12 protein-coding genes and 2 pseudogenes are annotated in these 13,422 nt (G+C 68.9%); all 14 read right to left on the bottom strand.

The window, feature by feature from the left end:
* Positions 1–289, bottom strand: a pseudogene (locus tag AS181_RS23940) (hypothetical protein); the annotation flags it as partial.
* A complete protein-coding gene (locus tag AS181_RS25685; RefSeq protein ID WP_058253912.1) occupies positions 286–2,313 on the bottom strand; it encodes a transglycosylase family protein in 2,028 nt (675 codons plus the stop codon). The pseudogene AS181_RS23940 and the gene AS181_RS25685, both read right to left, overlap by 4 nt.
* Positions 2,306–2,704 carry a hypothetical protein gene (locus tag AS181_RS23930; protein WP_035755694.1) on the bottom strand — a complete coding sequence of 133 codons (399 nt, stop codon included), beginning with the start codon at positions 2,702–2,704 and terminating at the stop codon, positions 2,306–2,308. Before AS181_RS23930 ends, AS181_RS25685 begins: the two co-directional genes overlap by 8 nt.
* Positions 2,701–4,665 (bottom strand): hypothetical protein, encoded by a 1,965-nt coding sequence (locus AS181_RS23925; protein ID WP_035755692.1) that lies wholly within the window; start codon positions 4,663–4,665, stop codon positions 2,701–2,703. The genes AS181_RS23930 and AS181_RS23925 overlap by 4 nt, the downstream gene beginning before the upstream one ends.
* A 19-nt stretch (positions 4,666–4,684) precedes the next feature.
* Positions 4,685–5,743 carry a hypothetical protein gene (locus tag AS181_RS23920; RefSeq protein ID WP_035755689.1) on the bottom strand — a complete coding sequence of 353 codons (1,059 nt, stop codon included), beginning with the start codon at positions 5,741–5,743 and terminating at the stop codon, positions 4,685–4,687.
* A 27-nt stretch (positions 5,744–5,770) separates the two neighbouring features.
* On the bottom strand, positions 5,771–7,267 hold the full coding sequence (locus AS181_RS23915; protein ID WP_035755687.1) for an SCO6880 family protein: 1,497 nt from the start codon (positions 7,265–7,267) through the stop codon (positions 5,771–5,773).
* A 43-nt stretch (positions 7,268–7,310) separates the two neighbouring features.
* On the bottom strand, positions 7,311–8,765 hold the full coding sequence (locus AS181_RS23910) for a hypothetical protein (protein WP_139114273.1): 1,455 nt from the start codon (positions 8,763–8,765) through the stop codon (positions 7,311–7,313).
* 53 nt (positions 8,766–8,818) lie between these two features.
* Positions 8,819–9,721, bottom strand: coding sequence for a hypothetical protein (locus tag AS181_RS23905; RefSeq protein WP_051406022.1), 903 nt, complete (start codon positions 9,719–9,721; stop codon positions 8,819–8,821).
* Positions 9,722–9,725: 4 nt separating this feature from the next.
* Positions 9,726–10,337: a hypothetical protein gene (locus tag AS181_RS23900; protein ID WP_035755685.1), complete on the bottom strand. Its 612-nt coding sequence runs from the start codon at positions 10,335–10,337 to the stop codon at positions 9,726–9,728.
* Between the two features lie 20 nt (positions 10,338–10,357).
* Positions 10,358–10,627 (bottom strand): hypothetical protein, encoded by a 270-nt coding sequence (locus tag AS181_RS23895; protein WP_035755683.1) that lies wholly within the window; start codon positions 10,625–10,627, stop codon positions 10,358–10,360.
* Between the two features lie 25 nt (positions 10,628–10,652).
* Positions 10,653–10,943 carry a hypothetical protein gene (locus AS181_RS23890; RefSeq protein WP_011161192.1) on the bottom strand — a complete coding sequence of 97 codons (291 nt, stop codon included), beginning with the start codon at positions 10,941–10,943 and terminating at the stop codon, positions 10,653–10,655.
* A 46-nt stretch (positions 10,944–10,989) separates the two neighbouring features.
* Positions 10,990–11,622, bottom strand: a complete 633-nt coding sequence (locus AS181_RS23885; RefSeq protein WP_051406021.1) for a hypothetical protein — start codon at positions 11,620–11,622, stop codon at positions 10,990–10,992.
* 5 nt (positions 11,623–11,627) lie between these two features.
* Entirely contained in the window at positions 11,628–12,995 is a 1,368-nt protein-coding gene (locus AS181_RS23880) for a hypothetical protein (RefSeq protein WP_035755681.1), read from the bottom strand.
* Positions 12,996–13,011: 16 nt separating this feature from the next.
* A pseudogene (locus AS181_RS25260) lies at positions 13,012–13,422 on the bottom strand (hypothetical protein); the annotation flags it as partial.

Raw genomic sequence — 13,422 nt, 5'->3', positions numbered from 1 at the left:
CCAATGCCTGGCCGGTGAGGGTGGCGCGAGTGCGGCGCAGCGCATCGGTGGGTGAGGTGTCGGCGGCGGGTTGCCAGCTGAACATGGTGGTGACGGTGGTGGTGAACACCCCGATCGGTTCGGCGCGATCGGGCAGGCCGGGCGGGCTGCTGTAGTGCTCGCCGTGGTCGTCTCCGTGGCCGTGTGCGGGTTCGGTGGTGTTGTCGCTGCCGGAGCATCCGGCCAGTGCGGCGATCAGCACGATTGCGAGGACGACCAGGAGGTGGTGGTGGCGGCGGTGGTGGTTCATCGGTTCTTCTCCGGAAGTCCTTGATCGGCGAACTGTTTGGCGTAGGCGATGACTTTCTGGCCGTATGGGCGGGTCTGGGTGTCGTAGTCGCCGCCGGTGGGTGTTCCGCCGGCGTTGAGCACCGCGCCGACTCCGGCGTTGTAGGCGTAGGCGTAGAGAATTTCGCGGCCTTCGGCGGGTTCTTTCACCCGCCCGGAGGCGATCGCGGCGTCGATCTGTTTGGCGTTGGCGCAGGAGAACCGTCCGGCGGCCATGACGGCGTCGCCGATGTCGGTGGCCGAGGCGCGGCCGTTGCCGTCGTCGTCTTTTGCCCAGGACGGGTAGGTGTAGTCCATGAATTGCATCGGCCCCTTCGCGCCTGTCGGGGACACCAGGGAGGCGTTGAACCCGGTCTCCTGCTTGCCGATTCCGCCGAGGAATGCCGAGCTGATCTGCGGGCAGAGCACCCCGGCTTTGCGGAACCACGGCTCGTAGGCCGGGGGGACCCGCCCGGCGGCGAGGTTGTCGACTCCCCCGCCGTGCTGGTCCTCGATCGGGCCGCAGTCGGCGCCCTCGTCAGCGCTGATCCCGCCGGTGATACCCGGCGCGGTGTAGACCTCATTGCCGCGGGGCATGCCGTGGCCTTCGACGGTGGCGTGGACATGGTCGAAGTGGTTCTGGGTGGGGTCGCCGCGGTCGTCCATGACGTTGGACTTGCCGACCACCGGGTAGTAGGTCTGGCGCCAGATCGTGTACTCGAGCTTGAAGTGCTTCTTGTTGTCGAGAATGTATTTGTTGACGGCGTTGCCGAGCGCGATCCCTTGTGCGGAGGTGTAGTTGGGGATCATGACGTCGACGGCGCGGCCGGACGGGTGGTCGTTGTAGCCGCCGCCGTCGGCGCGCCAGCCGCCGATGGTCTGGATCTGGGGGAATTTGGCGGCGATCGCGCGGGCCAGGCGGATGGTGTCGACCTGGAAGTGCGCTTCGGAGCCCTTGGACTTGGGCAGCGGCGGCAGCGGACCCGACGGCCCCGACGGTGCGGGCGGGCCGCTGGGGGCGCCCGCGGGTGGTGGGGGCACCGCGGCGGCGTTGAGGAACGTGCCTGCGGGTGCGGGTTTCTTGCCGGTGACCCCGGCGGTCTTGGAGGTGGTCGGCCAGGCGCCCCAGCCTTGGGAACCCAGGACGCGGTTGGCGACCTCCATCTGCTGTTCGCGGGTGGCTTTGTCGGCGGTCGGCGCATACTGGCCGCCGCCGGCGCCGGTCCAAGTCGACGCCGAGAACTGCAATCCGCCGTAGTAGCCGTTGCCGGTGTTGATCTTCCAGTTGCCGCCGGATTCGTGCTTAGCCACGGCATCCCAGTCGGCGGCGGTGACCACGTCGGCGGCCGGGATCACTCGGGGTGCGGTGAGCACCCGCGGTCCGCCGGGTTGGGCCGGAGCTCGTCCGGCCGGGGCGGCGCCGGGTTCGGGGCTGGTGGACACCCACCCGGCCGGATCGACCGAGCGGCCGCCGGTGAAGTCGCGGTGCCCGCCATCCCAGACCTCGAAATGCAGGTGGGGGCCGGTGGATTGGCCGTCGTTGCCGAGCTTGGCGATGTGTTGCCCGGCGGTGACTTTCTGACCGGCTTTGACCAGCACGCCGTCGGCGAACATGTGCCCGTACACCGTGGACCACACGTGCCCGTTGATGTTGTGGGTGAGCACGATCCAGTGCCCGAACCCCGACGCGCTCCCGGCGGCGGTGACGGTGCCGTCGGCGGCGGCATAGATCGGCGCACCCAGTGCCCCGGCCAGATCGATGCCCTCGTGCATGGTGCGGCCGCGCATCCCGTACCCGGAGGTGATCTGAAAGTCCCTGACTTTCATCGGCTTGACCTTGGCGCCGGGTGAGAGGGACGCGTCGGCGGGTTGGTCGACACCGCCGGTTAGCGGCAGGCAGGAGTCGTCGTCGCCGGCCACGGAGATGATGAGGGTGCACGAGGCGAAGAACCCCATGACCAGTGCCAGCAGCGGCACCAGCAGTTTGGAGGCGTTGCCCTCACCCACGAGGCAGGTCCCGGTAGTCGGCGGTGTCGCGGTCGAGGTCGCGGACGTGTTCGGTCAGCGCCTTGTTCATCGAGCGCACGACCTCCAGGCGGGTGGCCCATTCGCGGTCTCGGGCGGTGACATCGCGGCCGACCCCGGCCGCGCGGCACCACCGCATGACGCTGTTGGTGCCGGCGCCGATGTTCGCCGCGACGTCGGCGGCTGCGGCGGTCAGCGACAGCGAGGTGCGGGCGAGCAGCTCGGCCACAGCGCGCACCGCCAGGCGCCGGACTTCCTCGGGGTGGGCGGTGCGGCGCGGGTTGGGTTCGACAACCCAGTCCTGCACCTGCTCCCAGGCACTCGGTAGCGGGTCGAGCGGGGTGGCTGTGCCCGGGTCGCTGTCGGTGCTCATGCCGCGGCTCCGGACTTGGCGCCGCGGCCGCGGTTGAAGCGCTTGTTGGTGTTGTGCATCTCGGTGGCGCGCTCGGTGGCGGTCAACCGCATCTGCACCGGGATACCGGGCTGCTCACCCTCTTTGATCAAGAACTTGCCCATACCCGGCGGTACGGTGTTGGTTTCGGTGCCGGTGGCGCGGAGCCCGTCGGCCCAGTCCGCCTCGCTGATCTCGGAGACGACCGGGTCGTCGATGCCGCGGGGAGTGGTGGCCCACTCGGCGAGGGTGGCGGCCTCCTTCTCGTTGAGGTTGACCTTGCCTTCCATCAGCGAGGCTTCGTCCTCGGGTAGCGGGAAGCACACCTTGACCCGGGCGCGGTCGAGGAAGCCCATGGCGCGCTGGCGATCTTCCATCGAGTCGAACGCCTGGAGGTCTTTGACGGTGTGGGTGGTGAACAGGCTGCCGGTGCCCTGTTCACGCTGGACGCGGGTGACTTCGTCGACGCGCCACACGATGCCGTTGCCGACACCGAGCACCAGCGAGAACTCGTCGCACACCAGGTCGTAATTGCGGGGCTCTTGCAGGCCGTGATCCGACAGCAGGTGCGAGGCTTCCACGGCGGAGAACCCGTCGGACCAGCACGCCAACAGCACCGCGGCCCGCAGCTTGCGGGCGTTGGCCGGCAGCCGGGACATGTCCACGCACACCCCGAGGGCGTCGATGTCGATGGGCTCTTTGGTGGGGGCGTTGAAGATCTCGCCGAACTGCCCCGACACCAGCTGATCGAGCGACTGGCGCAGATTCTCGGTCAGCAGCAGGTAGCGGTCGACGGCGATCGCGTCATGCGGGCGACGCCCCAGGGCGCCGGAGGCATCGAGGAGGTCCTGGTGGGCGCGACGCAACTCCGGATTGGTGTCGGCGTCGCGGGCGGTGGCGTCGATGAGAGTTTGCGGGACCTGGCGCAGCAGGTTGAGCACATCGCCGGGCAGGGGCGCATTGGTCAGGGTGAACTCGTTGGCCGTGCCGTAGAGCACCCGCAACGCGGTGGTCAGCAGCGTCTCCTCGTGCGGAGCGATCGGGCGGCCGGAGCTGATCTCAAGTAGCCCGGTCGCGGCGGTGACCTGGCGAGCCCGCATTTCGCGTTCGGCGAGTTGGCGTGCGGCGGTGGGCAATCGGGCGATGAGGTTGCCGAAGGTGCCCACGGCGAGCGGGTTCATCGGCGAGTCGAATCCGACGCTGGTGACCTGCGGGGTGACCGGTGTGATGCCGTCCTCGCGGTACTGAACCCGGCCGTCGCTGTCGTGGAGGACCATCTGGCGCATCATGTTGACGAAGTCGGGGCGGTGATCGCCCATGATGAGCGGGCGGACCCCGGTGGCCAGGTCGTGGCACACAATGCGCCGGTTCAGCGTGCTTTTGCCGAATCCGTTGAGCCCGAACACCATCGCTGAAGGTGCGGTGATCTGGCCGGCCTCGAACCAGCCGATCTGATCGAACCCGACGGGCTGTCCGGTGTCGAGGTGCGAGCCGACGGGGGCGCCGTCCAGAGGTGCCGAGGCGCCGATGGGAAACGGGTAGAACCCCGGCACGTGCGCGGTGGTGCCGCGCAGCTCGTTGGGGCGGCGCACGTGGGCGACGCGGCCGCCGCCACGCCCGTCGAAGCCCCGGTTGGTGCGGATCAGGGTGGGCACGTCGAACTGGATCGGACGGGCGACGGCGGCGTCGTGGCGTTCCCGGCGGCGGGTGTCGTTGTCGAGCTTCTGGCGGGCGAGGTAGCCGCTGATCCCACCGCTGCGGGCGGTGTCGAGCAGGTCCTCGCGGGTGTCGTCGTCGTAGAACGTGGTCGGCTTCGTCGAGCGTTCCTTGGTGCTCGGCCGGGCGGCCGAGGCCGCACCAGCATTGAGGCGCAACGTCGACGGCGTGGTGTCGCCGCCGGTGGCGGCGGTGGTGGCGGCCTTATGGAGGTCAGTGACAGTCATGGTGGCGTCTCGCAATCGGTTAGCGGTGGCGGTGGCGCAGGGCTTCGTCGGTGATGTCGCCGTGTTCGGGCAGCAGCACCCCCAGCCCGGTTCCGGCGGCGAACAGTTCGGCGTGGCGGTCGTAGCCGTTGCGCACGCCGAGGCGGGCGAACAGCGGCAACCGGGCTCGTAGGGCGTCCACCGACGGCGTGCGGGGACGCGGCTCGGTGATCGTCAGCGTGGCGCCGAAGCGCTGCAGCACGGGCTCGAAGGTGAGCCGAATGGGGTCGTCGGGGTGAATGGTGTCGGCGATGCAGGTCGCCCGCCAGGTGATCGCCAGCCGGGTGCGCGGTGTGGTCGGGTCACGCTCGAGAAGCTGGGCCAGGACCGAACCCATCGCGTGTGGCGGTTCCAGCACGTGCGGGGCGATCACCCACGTCGCCGACAGCAGGTCGTTGTGGCAGAACACATCCCGCACCCGGTGTGGTGTCGAGTCCGGTGCGATGTCGGCGAACGTGGGCGAGGCGTCATCGGCCAGGCCACCGCGGTAGGCCCGTACCCCGACCGCGGCGACCTGCGCTGCGGTCAGCGGCGAGGTGTCCAGCCCGGCGGCGTGCAGGGACCCGATCAGCGTGTGCAGGCGTCGGCCCACTTCCACGGCCATCTCGTCGGGGGTGGTCTTCATTGCCGAGGTGGCCGCGACGAAGGTGACCGCGAGATAGGTGTCGGTGGCGAGGTCGGCGACGTCGAGGTGGTGATGGCCCTCGGGGACCATCCACTGCCGGTGGGCGATGTCGGTGCGGGGGAAGGTGTCGGCGACGGCGGTGACCGCGACGACATCCCAGGCGTCGGCGCCGAAGTCGATGCGGGTGTAGTCGCACAGTTGTTGCCAGTCGCGCAGCGTCGCGCCGGTCGCGGTGAGGATCACCGTGTAGTGGCCGGTGGCGTGGGCGCGGATCAGACCGTAGTCGTGGCCGCCGGCCGAGCGGTGCTCGGTGATCGACAGGACGGTGTTGATCTGGGGCAGGGATGCCGCAGAGGAGGACAGGCGGGCGCGCGAGCGCTGAAGCAGCGAGGTCAGGGCGGGAAGCGTCGGCATCGCAGGGTGGTCCTTTCTGGCCCGGGTTTAGGCGGCGAGCTTGTCGGAGACGGTGCTCTCTTCGGAGAGCACGACACCGAAACCCAGTCCGGCGCAGAAGGTGACGAGTTGTTCGTCGCGGGTCGGTTCGAGTGGGGTGGCCGCCGAGAGGCCCAGATCGGTGACGAGGGTTTCGATCTTCTGGGTGTCGGCACCGATGGGGCAGGTGGCGGTCACGATCATCGACACCCGGGTCACGCCGGCGCCGCGGGCCTGTTCCTGTCGGGCACCTTCGGCGCTGTCGAGGCGCACGAATGCGCGTTCGGGCAGTTTGCCGACGTTGGTGCGCACGGCCTGGCGGGCATCGTTGTGGTCCTTGTTGACGATGGTGGTGGCTTGGGCCGGGGTGTAGGGCTGGTAGACGAAGGTGACGCGTTTGCGCGGTACGTCGCTGTTCGGGGACAGCAGATCGGCGAGCACGTTGGAGTCGAATGGCGCCTCGGGTTCGTTGCGCATCGTCCACGACATCGACTGCGCGGCATCGTGAAGCAGGCGGCCGTGTTGGTCAGACGCTGAGGTCGGTCCGCAGTCTTCCCACCGCAGGCGCATCGGTTCACCGCTCATCAGACCGATTTCGAGGTCGAGCTCGTCGGCAGGGGAGAAACTGCGGCGGGCGATGGCGCAGATTTCGCGTTCGAGCATCGGCCGTACTCGCAGACCGGCGGCGTGGCAGTAGTCCCGAATCCGGCCGAGTCGTCGCGCGAGCTCGTTGCCCATGTCGGTGGCGTCGCGTTTGCGGTGCATGGTGTCCGCGCGCCAGGTCAATCCGATCCGCGCTTCCAGGCGTACTTCGGCGGTCGGTACCGCTTCGGTGGCTTCGATGATGATCTTGCGGGCCAGCGCTGGCGCGGTGTCTTTGAGTCGCGACCGCACGATGCTGGAGGCCCGCATCCCTGATTCGGGCAGGGTTTCCATGGTGACCGTGGCGGCCACGAAGTCTGGTGATTGTCCGAGGAAGGTGAGCATGTCGCCGAGGCGGGCGACCCAGCGGTCTCGCACGGGCTGGTCATTCCACTCCCCGCCCTGGGGCCAGGTCCGCAGGACCAGGGTGTAGAAGTTCTTCGACGACAACTTGATCAGGCTGAACGGTGCTGATCCGTCGCCGGGTGAGAAATTGAATGTCTCGGCGGTGGCCAGCGGTCCCGGTGGTGGGGTGCCGTCGGGGATCATCGTGAACGGCCCGGACCGCACCAGGGTCTCACCGGCACGGCGCGACTTCGACACCGACCGTGCACCCATGCCCAGCTCCCACGCTGAGCGGCCGCGCAGCGACACGACCAGCGGCACGAACAGCACAGCCAGGGTGAACGGCAGCCCGAAGAACTTGATCACCCCGGGTAGCGGCAGCATCAGGCCGACGACGGCGATGAACAGGAATCCGAGCAGCACCATCGTCGAGAACATGGTGAACCCGAATGCGCCGGAGGACCGGAACGCCGCCGCGGGGCGGTACAGCAGTCGGCGGGTGCCGGCTTTGTCGGTCATGACAACCTCTTTCGACAGTCAGACAGAGATGGGTCGGTGGTGGCTAGTGCGCCATGGCGTGTTCGTTCCAGCCCGAACGCATCGGCGGTGGGCTGCTCAGGGACGGGTCGGCGCTGGTGGTGGCTTCGACCTCGGATTCGACGCTGTCGCTGACGGTTTGCATTGCTGCCCCGGCGAGTCCGCCGGCCGATCCCATCGCGTCGCCCAGGCCGGAGGTGGGACCGCCGCCTCCTCCCCCGCCGCCGGAGCTGGCCTGGCCGCCCTGGCCACCGGAGAGTGCGGGTTGGGCGCCGGGCCCGCCGCCACCGGATGGCGGTGGTGGTGAGGGTGCCGATGCCGTGGAGATACCGCCCGAGGGTCCGCCGCCGCCGCGACCGGCGATCGAGGACATCCCGCCCGCGCTCGCGCCGCCGCTGGCCCCGGCGGTCGCCCCGCCCGAGGCGGCCGCGGCCGCGACCTTGCCTGCCGCGACGCCGGCACCGATGGCCGCACCCGCTGCTGCGGCACCCGATCCGCCGCCGCCCATGCTTGCCACGGCGGGGGCGATCAGGCGCATGAGCGCGGGTAACACGAACGCGCACAGCATCATCAGCACCATGCCCAGGACCACCTGTTGGGCGTTGTCTTTGGAGGCTCCGGCGCGAAACGCCACGAAGTAGGTCAGCGCGCCGACGGGTTTGAACAGCAGGAATGCCACCGACCACGCGACGAGCCGCTGGTAGCTCTGCGAGCCGGGTCCGGTGCCGGAGAATGCGGCCGCCACCGGTAGCGCGGCGACGACCAGCAGCAGCATCGCCTCGCGCACCACCAGCAACGCCAACTGCAAGAAGGCTCCGAGGAATCCGACGAGGGCGAAGATGCCGATGGCGGTGGTGCCCAGCGCGGAGTTGGTCAGCAGGTTGAGTTTGAGGAAGTTCTTGATGACGTCGCCGTTGCCGCCGCCGGCGGTCACCGATTCGCTGACCAGCCAGTTGGAGATGCCGTCGGCGATGCGGCCGCCCACGGTCAGTGCCAGCGGGATCGCGGCGGTGGCCATCGCTGAGCGGAAGATCAGTTTGAAGCCCTCTTCGGCGTCATCGGCCAGGGAGCGTTTGCGGTCGATCATCATCCGCAGGCCGAAGAACATCAGCGAGAACGTCAGCCCCACGATCTGGATTTGCAGGGTGTGGTCGTGGACTTCCTGCATGAGGGAGGACTTGTTGTCCAACTGGGGGTTCGGCAGTTTGATCCACCACGCCATCGCCCACGTCAGAACGGTCTGGTAGCCCTCGAGTAGCGAGTTGACGATCTTCTCGAATGTTCCGCCGACCACGCTGCCGGCCACATTGCTCGCGGCGTTGCCCGCGGCGCCGCAGACGGTCCGCGTCAACGGTCCCAGGGCGTCGCACAGTGGGTTCGCTGCGGCCGTGCCCGCACCGGCCCACGAGGACACCGTCGCGGCGATCAGCGCCACCACGACCGCGGCGTGGGTGCGTCGGCCGGTCAGGGCAGCGCGCACACGCCCCAGTCGGCCGGAACGCGCTTCCCGGAGGTGAGAGTCGTTGCGGTGGTTCACCATGGGGTCCACCCATCGCCGGTGGTCGAGATGAGCAGCCGGCTCGGTTCGTTGCCGGGTTCGGGGACCACCCACTTCCACTGACCGTCGCGCCAGACCATGTCGACGCCGACCGAGATGGCGGTGAAGCCGTCGTCGCGGGTGAGAGGTTGGGCGAACTCGACGTGGGCGAAGTCGGTGGAGTAGGTGGTGACGCGGACCGCGACCGGCACATCCCGGATCTGCGCGGGCAACTCAGTATTTCCGGCATAGACCTGCGCGCCGTTGGTGCGCAGGTTGTCGGCCTCGGGACGGGCGGCCTCGGAGACCACGGCCGCGCGATCGAGTAGGGCGACGTTCTGGTCATCGGGTGCCCAGGTAGCGCGCTGGCCGATCTGCCAGGCCGCCAGCGCCGCGCCCTGCGGGGTGTGGGCAAATCCGGTGGGTACACCGTCGGTGCTGATCGCGGTCGGACCATCCGAGGTGGAGAATGGGATGGTCGCGCCATATACGCGCTGCCACATCAACCCCCGCGGCGGCGGGAGCACGGCCTCAGGATCATCGGTGTCGGAGGGATCGGTGGTCTGCGGGAGAACCTGGCCGAGCGGGTTGGTCGGGGTTTCCACCCGGCGGCCGCGGGTGTCGGTGGTGGGCACCCCGAACGCGTCGTCGGGCAGCCGGGTCACCGGGGTTTGCGGCGGCAGCGACGTCGGTGTGTCCGTGGCAGTGACCTGTGGCGGCGGCGCTGACGAATCGCCATCATCGCCGCGGATGGCGACCAGCACGGCCGCGCCGATGACCATGGTCAACACCAGCAGCGACAGCACCAGCGTGGTGCCCTTGTAGCCACCGGACTGGCGCAGTGAGTGCACCGCTGCCAGTCGGCCGAGGTCGTCGTCGCGAGGATCGGGGGTGCTCATGGGGTTACGCTCCTGTCAGTGCGACCATGTCGGTCGGCGTGGCCGAGATCGCATCCACCGGTGAGGCACCCGCCGCGGCGTCGGGCAGCAGCAGCCGCCAGTCACCGAACGCCGGTGCCCACACGACCGTGGTGTGATTGACCGTCATCGAGCCGTCCGGCAGCCGGGTGTAAATGTCGACCGATGCCTTGTCGGGGGTGAACGCGGTCAGTTTCCAGCCCTGCACCTGCGGCGCCTGACCGGCTGGCACGCCAGACGTGGTCGACAGCTGAATGCGGTTGGTGATGAAGTCATCTCGCGCTTGTCCCGGTGCGATGAGTTCACGCACAACCTGGGGCCACTGGTCATCGAGCGCGACCGAGAGACGCACGATGGCATTGACCGCGGCCAGCCCCGCGCCCGGAGGGGTGCGGTCGAACCCTCCCGGGGCGATGACATCGGACATCTCGTGGGGGCCTTCGGCGGCTTGGGGAAGGCGCATCCCGTTGAACTGCACCCATCGCAGATCGGTGGGCGGCGCGGTCAGCGGAATCTGTTGCGGCGTCGACGGTGTGGCCGTGTCGGGCTCTGATCCGCACCCGGCTAGCAGGCCGATCACCGTGCACACGATGCTCACGAGGGTGACCAGTTCGGCGATCAGCCGAAAACCAGCACCGCCGCCGCGATGTTGCCGGCGATCGCGACCACCCACACCCCGAAGATGATCTTGGTGAACCACTCCCCCGCGGGGATCTGGGAGAACGGATGCTCGCGCACCTTGTCGAAGGCGATCGAGGCACCCAGAAAGACCAGGTGCAGAAGTGCGAGCATGTTGGCTACGAACACGAACCAACCGCCGATCAGGGTGATGTTGCTCATCACCTCGGGGGGCAGTTTCGCGTAGGCCACTGTCACGGTGGTGTTCATCGCTGTAGCTTTCGGTCCGCACGGCTCACTGCCCGCCCGCGGCCTGCAGGATCGTGGCGCCCGTCGCGATCACCATCGTCCCGACGATCGCGCCAATCGCGATCTTCACCCCCTTGCTGTCACCGCGATCGGTGATCTTGTCCCATGCGATGAAGCCGCCGCCGACGACGATCGCCACCGCGCAGGCGAAGTAGGCCAGGAAGGTGGCCCACCCGCCGAACGTGTTGAGCCGATCCGACAGACCGGGAATCGGGATGGGGTTGAACGCCACGTAGGTGGTGGTGGCTGTGGCCGAGGCCAGGGTGGACTGGAGCATGATCTCTTCCTTCTCGTGAGGTGTGCAGGGTTGTGGAGTTGTGCCGCTATGGGGTTGTGCCTGAGTCGCCCGACATCACCGCCACCGCGGCGTCGCGCAAGCCCTGGCCGACGGCGGCGATGTCTTGGGCGACGACGGTGCGCGGATCGGCCCGCCGCGCCGCCGGCGCCGGGTCCGGGCCGGTCGAGGGCAGCTCGTTGAGCGGGGTGTCGACGAGGAAGTCGTGCCAGGAGATGTGCCACACATTCGCGAAAAGCCCCGACCCGACCAGCAATTCACGGTCGCGCCGGAGCCGGGCGGTCGGCTTTCCCTTCCGCCCGGCTACCAGCACCAAACCCAGCAACTGCACATGGGCTGGCGCATTGTTCGTCGCGTATTGGCGGGCGGCCAGCGACGCCGCGGCCAGGCCGCGCGCCGATTCGCGCGCAACGAGTACCGCGAACGGTGGCTCGTCGGCCCGCCCGGGCCACAACTGGCCGGAATCGCCGACATGCTCGAGCTGGGCCGCGAGCGTGGATACACCAGCACCGCCGTGGCAGCCCACGGCCGCCACCAGATGCGCCGGTAACCGGGTCGTGCGCCGCCCCAACATCTCCGATGCGCTCGGCGGCAAAATCGACGCACCCCGAATCGCTCCGGCGTTCTGCGCCGCCGACACCGTCTCCACACTCGCGGCCATCGTTGTTATGCCCCCTTCGGCGTGAGCTGCGGGAAGGTGACCGTGAGACCCGGGACGGCCTTCTCGGCGTGCCGGGAGAGGTCAACAGCTGCGTCGGTGACGGTCTTGCGCACCTGATCGGCGGCACCGCCCAGTGCCTTGTAGGGGGCTTCGGCCTGCTCAGCGGTCCAGTTCGCGGTGTAGGTCTGTCCGCCGATGGTGGTCTCGGCGTTGACATCTCCACCGACGTTGACCTGGTAGTGCACCGCCGGTAGACCCGCCTTAGCGGCCTGGTCGGCAGGCAGGTGGACTTCGAACTGGTTGGCGCCGGGGTTGGGCAGCGGAGCGGGCTCCGGGCGGTGCGGTTGCGGGGCGCGACGGTTCGGGTCGGGCTGACCGGGCAGCCCGGGCTGACGCGGGTTCGCACCCGGATCTCCGGCACCGAGTGCGTGCGCGAGGAGTCCGCCGGCCGTTCCGCCGGCCACACCGCCGACGATCGCCGCGGGGATGCCCAGGGCCGCGGCGCCGATCGCGGCACCTGCGGCTGCGCCGATGAGTGCGCCCGGGCCGGTGTTCGCACCGGGGAAAGGCACCACCATCGCCGAGCCGATGGCCGCTCCTACGCCGGTGCCGATGATCGCACCACCGGCACCGCCGATCACCGCGGCGGGCACGCCGAGGGCGACCGCACCTGCGGTGCCGCCGAGCGCCACGCCGATGATGGTGGCCGCGGCCTGACGAGAGGCTTCGTCCTCGGGCACGCCCACACTGATCAGGCCCTGGGCGATCTTGGCTTCACCGAACGCCGCCCACTCATTGATGGAGACCCGCTGACGGTCGGTCAGCCAGGGAGCATCACGTTTGAGCTGGTCTTCCTCGACGAGGAAGTTGCCCACGCGCAACGTCTTCGGGGGTGGGGCAATCGGGCGGACCGGCGCGACCGGACGCGGCAGGGTGTAGGCCCGCGGCGGTGCCGGGTTGTAGACGGTGTCGTAGTTGGGCTGGTTGTACGCCTGAGGGTCGGCGTAGGGCCGATACGGCGCTTCCCTGGGCGGTGCCGGAATTGCGCCCGGACCGGGGTTGTAGTTGTAGCTCGGCGCAGTCTGCTGCGGAGGTGCGACCGGTGGGGTTGCGTCGTCGCCACCACCGCCGACACCACCTTGCTCGAATCCATCGTCGGTCTCGCCCTGGTCGACACCACCCTGTTCGTAGGCTGCGGCCGGGCTGTCGACCAGGAGTGTGGCGCCGAAGGAACCGGAAACCATCAACGCGGCAAGCACTGTCCCGACGAACGGGGTGGCTGGTGTGGCGTTGCGGTGCCGGCGTTGTGCCCGCGACCGCCGGGGCGGGGTGTCGAACCGCGGAGACGTGACCGCTGGTGAGGTGAGGTACATGGGAGGGGTGACCTTTCTATTTCTTATTCCGTGTGACAGACGCGATGTAGGTGCGTTCGCCGATCTGGGTGGTGGTGATGTTCTGGACATCGGGGTCGGGGTCGCGGGTGCCGTCGGGCAGGATCAACGTGACCTCTGTGCGGTAGGTGTTGGCGTCGGTCTCGGTGATCGACAGGCAATACCGCGCTTGGGGATTGAGCGTGTCGATGCTCGACTGCAAATCGACAGCGCTGCCGATGCCCTCAACGGTGGATGAGGCCAGTGCCCGCGCGGCCGGCCCGGAACGCCAGTGAAAGTAGGCGTAGTTGAACGCTTTGATCACGTTCGGCCCGGACGTCAGGTCACCCGGGTCGCGGCCGGTGGTGGTGGACCCTTCGGTGGTCGAGGGGCATTCCACCGCATCGGAGAACGGGTCCGGGGTGTCCAT

It is taken from the genome of Gordonia sp. SGD-V-85, assembly GCF_001456905.1.
Taxonomy (GTDB): Bacteria; Actinomycetota; Actinomycetes; order Mycobacteriales; family Mycobacteriaceae; genus Gordonia; species Gordonia hongkongensis.
The sequence above is the reverse complement of the archived record's forward strand: the minus strand, read 5'-3'. Positions and strand labels throughout refer to the sequence as shown.

Bases quoted from the DNA above. Each gene is read 5' to 3' on its own strand.
- AS181_RS23930 (WP_035755694.1), bottom strand. From the start codon at position 2,704: ATGAGCACCGACAGCGACCCGGGCACAGCCACCCCGCTCGACCCGCTA.
- AS181_RS23925 (WP_035755692.1), bottom strand. From the start codon at position 4,665: ATGACTGTCACTGACCTCCATAAGGCCGCCACCACCGCCGCCACCGGC.
- AS181_RS23885 (WP_051406021.1), bottom strand. From the start codon at position 11,622: ATGGCCGCGAGTGTGGAGACGGTGTCGGCGGCGCAGAACGCCGGAGCG.
- AS181_RS23920 (WP_035755689.1), bottom strand. From the start codon at position 5,743: ATGCCGACGCTTCCCGCCCTGACCTCGCTGCTTCAGCGCTCGCGCGCC.
- AS181_RS23905 (WP_051406022.1), bottom strand. From the start codon at position 9,721: ATGAGCACCCCCGATCCTCGCGACGACGACCTCGGCCGACTGGCAGCG.
- AS181_RS23915 (WP_035755687.1), bottom strand. From the start codon at position 7,267: ATGACCGACAAAGCCGGCACCCGCCGACTGCTGTACCGCCCCGCGGCG.
- AS181_RS23895 (WP_035755683.1), bottom strand. From the start codon at position 10,627: ATGAACACCACCGTGACAGTGGCCTACGCGAAACTGCCCCCCGAGGTG.
- AS181_RS23890 (WP_011161192.1), bottom strand. From the start codon at position 10,943: ATGCTCCAGTCCACCCTGGCCTCGGCCACAGCCACCACCACCTACGTG.
- AS181_RS23880 (WP_035755681.1), bottom strand. From the start codon at position 12,995: ATGTACCTCACCTCACCAGCGGTCACGTCTCCGCGGTTCGACACCCCG.